At 46.2% G+C, this 6031-nt stretch carries 5 protein-coding genes and 1 pseudogene; 5 read left to right on the top strand and 1 reads right to left on the bottom strand.

Going from position 1 to position 6031, the window contains the following annotated elements:
• Positions 1 to 217 precede the first annotated feature (217 nt).
• From AC3A14_RS00340 to AC3A14_RS00360, 5 genes are all read left to right on the top strand, one after another.
• Positions 218 to 1231 (top strand): DnaJ C-terminal domain-containing protein, encoded by a 1014-nt coding sequence (locus AC3A14_RS00340; RefSeq protein ID WP_271937702.1) that lies wholly within the window; start codon positions 218 to 220, stop codon positions 1229 to 1231.
• Between the two features lie 135 nt (positions 1232 to 1366).
• Positions 1367 to 1786 carry a DUF2996 domain-containing protein gene (locus AC3A14_RS00345; RefSeq protein WP_318698574.1) on the top strand — a complete coding sequence of 140 codons (420 nt, stop codon included), beginning with the start codon at positions 1367 to 1369 and terminating at the stop codon, positions 1784 to 1786.
• Positions 1787 to 2033: 247 nt separating this feature from the next.
• Complete coding sequence (gene ilvB, locus AC3A14_RS00350; protein ID WP_318731256.1) at positions 2034 to 3866, top strand: biosynthetic-type acetolactate synthase large subunit; 1833 nt, start codon at positions 2034 to 2036, stop codon at positions 3864 to 3866.
• Between the two features lie 135 nt (positions 3867 to 4001).
• Positions 4002 to 4829, top strand: coding sequence for a pentapeptide repeat-containing protein (locus tag AC3A14_RS00355; RefSeq protein ID WP_487778888.1), 828 nt, complete (start codon positions 4002 to 4004; stop codon positions 4827 to 4829).
• Between the two features lie 538 nt (positions 4830 to 5367).
• Positions 5368 to 5559, top strand: a complete 192-nt coding sequence (locus AC3A14_RS00360; RefSeq protein ID WP_487778889.1) for a hypothetical protein — start codon at positions 5368 to 5370, stop codon at positions 5557 to 5559.
• A 191-nt stretch (positions 5560 to 5750) separates the two neighbouring features.
• Here the strand turns inward: AC3A14_RS00360 and AC3A14_RS00365 are convergent.
• A pseudogene (locus tag AC3A14_RS00365) lies at positions 5751 to 6031 on the bottom strand (GTP cyclohydrolase II); the annotation flags it as partial.

Consider the following 6031-nt stretch of genomic DNA (forward strand, 5'->3'; position numbering starts at 1 on the left):
TAAAACCCTATTCCCTAGGGCAAAGCATTATATCATCTCCATGTCCCCGTGTCCCTCCATTGAATCAGGCGAGGGCAATCGCTTTCTGAACTGTCATGGGGTTCGGAAATTGCGATCGCAACCGAACACCAAGCCAGACTTAACCTTTGATACCCTTAAGCTGGTATTGCTATATAAACCATTAAACTAAAGACTTAAGAGCGTTAAGGAGCATATGATGGTGGCTACTGATTTTAAGGACTACTATTCGGTGTTGGGGGTTAGTCGCGGTGCAAATGCGGATGAAATTAAGAAGAGTTTCCGTCGTCTAGCCCGGAAATACCACCCGGATATGAATCCTGGAAATCAGCAAGCCGAAGCTCGGTTTAAGGAGGTTAACGAGGCTTACGAGGTCTTGTCCGATCCGGAAAAGCGCAAAAAATACGACCAGTTTGGCCAATATTGGAAGCAAGCGGGTACATCATCCGGTTACGGACGGGGTACAGCTCCTGGTGTTGATTTTAATGGCTTTGATTTTAGTCAATATACAACCTTTGATGACTTTATTAATGAACTCCTGGGACGGATGGGAACAGGAAGCCCTGGAGCGAGTACGGGGCGCAAAACCTCTTATAATTATCGCAGTACTGGACGCTCTACAGGGTTTGGTGGATTTGAGGATTTTGCCAGTTATGGCTCTGCTCCAAAAAACAGTACAGTTCCCCAAGAAGCTTCTATTGTCTTGTCGTTGGCAGAAGCCTTTCATGGGGTGCAAAAGCGGATTAATTTAGGTTCAGAAGTCATTGAGGTGCGTATTCCTCCCGGAGCAAAACCCGGTACTCGGATTCGGGTACGAGGAAAAGGGAGTATTAATCCCCAAACTCAGCAACGGGCAGATTTGTATCTAACAGTTTCCTTGCAATCCCATAGTTTTTTTGAGTTTGAGGGGGATAATTTAGTTTGTGAGCTGCCCATTTCTCCGGAAGAAGCGGTTTTAGGAGCCAGTATTGAAGTGCCTACTCCTGATGGACGGGTGCAAATGAGTATTCCGGCTGGCATTCGCCATGGTCAATCCTTGCGTTTACGGGGTAAGGGATGGCCCAATCCAAAAGGTAGTCGGGGAGATCAGTTAGTGAAAATTGCGATCGCCGTTCCCAAGACGCTCAGTAAAACTGAACGGGAGTGTTACGAAAAGCTGAAAACCCTGCGCACAAATAATCCAAGGGCAAACTTGTCATCAGTACGACTGTAACCCACAGACACGGGGAGATAGGAAGATAGGGTGACAGGGACACGCAGACACACAGATCGTCCATTCCCTATTCACCATTCCCAGCGCAAAGCGCTATATCATGAGGAAGATCAACCGTTTCTACAGACTTCAACCATGGCAGACGAACAAACCACAGCACCTAAAAAAGAAAAACCCCCAGCTCCAGAAAAGAAACCCTTTGCCGAATTTATTCAAGAGGATTATCTACCTGCCCTAGAAGCGGGCTTAGAAAAGCAGGGCATTACGGATCTGAAACTCAACTTTACCCAAGCCCAAATAGCGGTGCAAGGAATGGAAAAAGAACCTTCCTGTTGGCAAGTGATTGGAACCTGGAAAAATGGTCAACACCAATTTAATGTTTACTTTTTTAAAGAAGACATTAAAGGACAACGAGCCTTTTCCTATTCTCAGAATGGTGCAAAACCCAGCACCCTGGAACCCTTCTTGATTGACGAACGGAAAATTACTCTGGGTCTGTTGGTCTTTGGGGTCATTACCCGTTTGAATGGACAAAAGTGGCTCACGCTCAATTAGGAGACTATGTCCTGGGGAGTAGACAGTAGGAGTACACAATGGTGGTAGACGGAGACCCTCCAGACCTGGGGATTGGATGAATTCCCAACTCCCAACTGCCGACTCCCGATTACCAGCAAGTCGCGCTAAAATTTTAAGAATTAAAAAGACTCTAAAATATGCGTTAAATTGTGTGGATTTTTGGAAAATAGAAGCGATACAATTCAAAAGCGATTTAATCAGGCAAGTAAACTGAAGGAGAAGACCTATGCAAGCCACAACGGTAATAGCTACTCGAAGAACGGGCGCATATGCCCTTATGGATAGCTTAAAACGGCACGGAGTCAAGCACATTTTTGGTTATCCAGGGGGAGCAATTCTACCGATTTATGATGAATTGTATCGCTGCGAAGCCAATGGAGAACTGAAACATTTCTTAGTCAGACATGAACAAGGGGCTTCCCATGCAGCAGATGCTTATGCTCGCGCTACGGGTAAAGTGGGCGTATGTTTTGGAACCTCTGGCCCTGGAGCAACGAACTTAGTTACGGGTATCGCTACAGCTCAAATGGACTCGATTCCGATGGTCGTTATTACCGGACAGGTGACTCGAGCAGCCATTGGTACAGATGCATTCCAAGAAACGGATATTTATGGGATTACCCTGCCGGTGGTGAAGCATTCCTATGTCGTTCGTCATGCCCAAGATATGGCTCGAATTGTGGCTGAGGCTTTTCATATTGCTAGTACAGGACGGCCGGGACCGGTTTTGATTGATATTCCCAAGGATGTGGGTACAGAAGAATGTGATTATGTACCCGTAGAACCCGGAACGATTAAGTTACCTGGCTATCGACCCACTATTAAGGGTAATCCTCGACAAATTAATCAGGCGATCGCCTTAATGCAAGAAGCTGAACGTCCCCTACTCTACGTTGGGGGGGGAGCGATCGCATCTGGGGCCCATGCGGAACTCAAGGAACTGGCTGAACTGTTCCAAATTCCCCTCACCACCACGTTTATGGGTAAAGGGGCCTTTGATGAAAAACACCCTCTATCGGTGGGGATGTTGGGAATGCATGGTACAGCCTATGCTAACTTTTCCGTTAGTGAATGCGACCTGTTAATTGCTGTCGGGGCCCGCTTCGATGACCGGGTAACCGGAAAATTAGATGAGTTTGCCGCCCGCGCTCAAGTGATTCATATTGATATTGACCCAGCAGAAGTGGGTAAAAACCGCACCCCAGAAGTTCCAATTGTTGGCGATGTGCGCCAAGTATTGATCGATCTTCTGACTCGCTGTCATCAAATGGGTCTATCGGGTCAACCAACCAAAACTACTTTGTGGTTAGAGCGGATTAATCGCTGGCGCACAGACTATCCCCTAGTTATTCCTCGTCCGGAAGGGCAACTCTCTCCCCAAGAGGTGATCTACTCCGTTGGTCAACAAGCTCCTGATGCGTTCTATACAACGGATGTAGGACAGCACCAAATGTGGGGAGCGCAATTCTTGGAAAATGGCCCTCGGCAATGGATTTCCAGTGGTGGCTTGGGAACCATGGGCTTTGGTGTGCCCGCAGCGATGGGAGCGAAGGTGGCTCTGCCGGATGAACAGGTAATTTGTATTGCTGGAGATGCCAGTATCCAGATGAATATTCAGGAACTGGGAACGATCGCCCAATATGGCATTAATGTCAAAGTGGCGATCGTCAATAATGCTTGGCAAGGTATGGTACGCCAGTGGCAAGAAACGTTCTATGGTGAGCGCTATTCTGCCACCAATATGGAAGTGGGAATGCCCGATTTTGTGAAACTGGCCGATGCTTATGGCATTAAAGGCATGAGGATTGATCACCGGGATCAGCTCGAAGGGGCGATCGCCGAAATGCTGGCCTATGATGGCCCTGTAGTTCTTGATGCCCATGTCACCCGCGACGAAAATTGTTATCCCATGGTGGCTCCGGGTAAGAGCAATTCCCAAATGCTCGGCTTACCTACACCCAAGAAGGAACAGTCTTTAGAGTTACTCTATTGCACCAGTTGTGGAGCCAAAAACGCCCCCAGTAACCACTTCTGTCCCGAATGTGGCGCGAAACTCTAAAAAATGGGAATGGCTAGGGAATAGGGAATAGGGAATAGGGAATAGACAATCTTCCCATTCCCCCATTCCCCCATTCCCCTACCCCATCTCCCCATCTGCCTTTAAGATAGAACAGATGGCTATGGCACTTGGGTTATGAATAAAGTAATCTCCACCGCACTTATCGTTTTGGGTTTCACTTTAGCCACTCCTGTGGCAGCAGAAGATTTAGAACATCTTAGACAACTCCTCTCTTCTAAGCAATGTCCGATGTGTAACCTGAGCGAGTCAGGGTTAAGTATGGCTCAGTTAGAGAATGCCGACTTAACAGGAGCCGATTTAAGTTTTGCCAATCTGGATAACGCAGATTTAAGTGGAGCGAATTTGAGTGGGGCAGATCTGACGGGAGCGCTGTTATACAAGGCAGATCTGCGACGCGCTAATTTAGCCGGAGCCAATTTAGCTGGAGCCAATTTAATGGGCACAGATTTATCCTATGCTGACCTGACTGGGGCGAATTTGGCTGGGGCGAATTTGAGTGGGGCCTATATGGCCAATGCCCAAATTGAAGGGGCAATTATTAATACAGCGATTCTGAATGGAGTACTTGAATTTCCGGGTGGAGTTCTGAGTCCAGAGGATTATTATCGGTTAGCGTTTGTGGATGCTCGTTCTGGAAATCATCGAGGAGCGCTGGAAAAACATAGTTTAGCCCTACAGATCGATCCCAATTTCGCCCCCGCTTATTTAGGACGTGGGGTAAGTCGTTTGCAACTTGGAGATGGCAGTGGGGCGATCGCCGATTGGACAGTAGCCCGTACTATTTTTGACACCCAAGGAAATGAGGAAGGCTCCGAAATCTCTCAAGAGTTTATTGACGTGACGGAAAAGGCGATCGAGGAAAGCAAAAAAGGTAAACGACGGGGAGGGTTTATGGGAATTATTAATCAATTGGCTCCCATGTTACTCCAATTCCTTTTGTAACCGATGTTTTCCTCCTCTCCTGCTGCTGCAACAGGGGGGAAAGGGGGTGAGAGCCATATGTCACGCAAAACAGAAATGTTATATCCTTGAGTGAGATAGCCTGAGATTGCTCATTCATAACTTTGAGCTATGCAAAAACTTCGGTAAGTTGACCGAGCAATTTTTGAGGCATGACACAGTTTGAATGGAGAAAAAATCAGAGGTTGATAGAGGAAAATAATTAATTATACCTCCTCAATAACACGCATATGGTCAATCTCGCCTTTCTCGCAAAATTAAAGGATCTGCGATCAAAACTCATCAGAAATTATTAAAATCTCTGTAAATTTTGGGATTTTTGAGAAAACTTCCGTAGAATCCATGAAATTGCAAAGATTCGGCCAAGATTAGGTATTGATCCTTGTCAGACAGAAAAAAAAACGATTATCCTAATAGTTAAATCTTAAGCTCATGCTTTTTCTGAAAGATTTAAAACAAGAGATTAAGTGAACTGACTGAGAAAAAGCAGGCATCTACCTGAGGACTGAAGCAGCCAACTATGAACAACATCCTTAAAACCCGAAATTCCTCTCCTTCCCCTTCTACCCATGAAGCTTGGGACGGTGAATATAAATCAGAGTCTCCTAAGTGGGCAGAAAAACTAATCCGAGAAGAATCTGCACCTGATAGTGACTGGGAATGGGGACAATTCATACCCATTTTGCGTAATCCTCAGTTTGAGGCTTGCTAATGTAATCTCGTTTGTTATGATCGCCTGGGTTCTGGATAAGCTGAAATCCTGATTCTATAATTGCTCTCAATTCCCATGCCATCATTAAATCAGTGGTCAAATTCTCTTATCCCGAACTCAGGTTACTTCAACGCCGCATCCTACCCAGTTCGTTGAATCGGTCATTTATGCTAACGGATGGGAATTAATCCCTATCCCTCTAACCCCCGACCTAATGTTTCTTCTAGCATTGCTAGATCGGGAACTTCCTCGGGTGCATAATATCCAGCCGCCCGCTTGGCCGTAATCTCAACTTGTGCATCTTTGGGAATTAACTCAGGAGGAATAGGAACGCGCTCAATGACTTCAATTCCTGAATTGGTAATCGCATCATATTTCATGTTACTCATGGACACCAACCGGTCAATGCGGGTTAAGCCTAACCAATGCAAGACATCGGGCATAAATTCCTGAAAGCGCATATCTTGAACTC

This window comes from Roseofilum sp., from assembly GCF_982964205.1.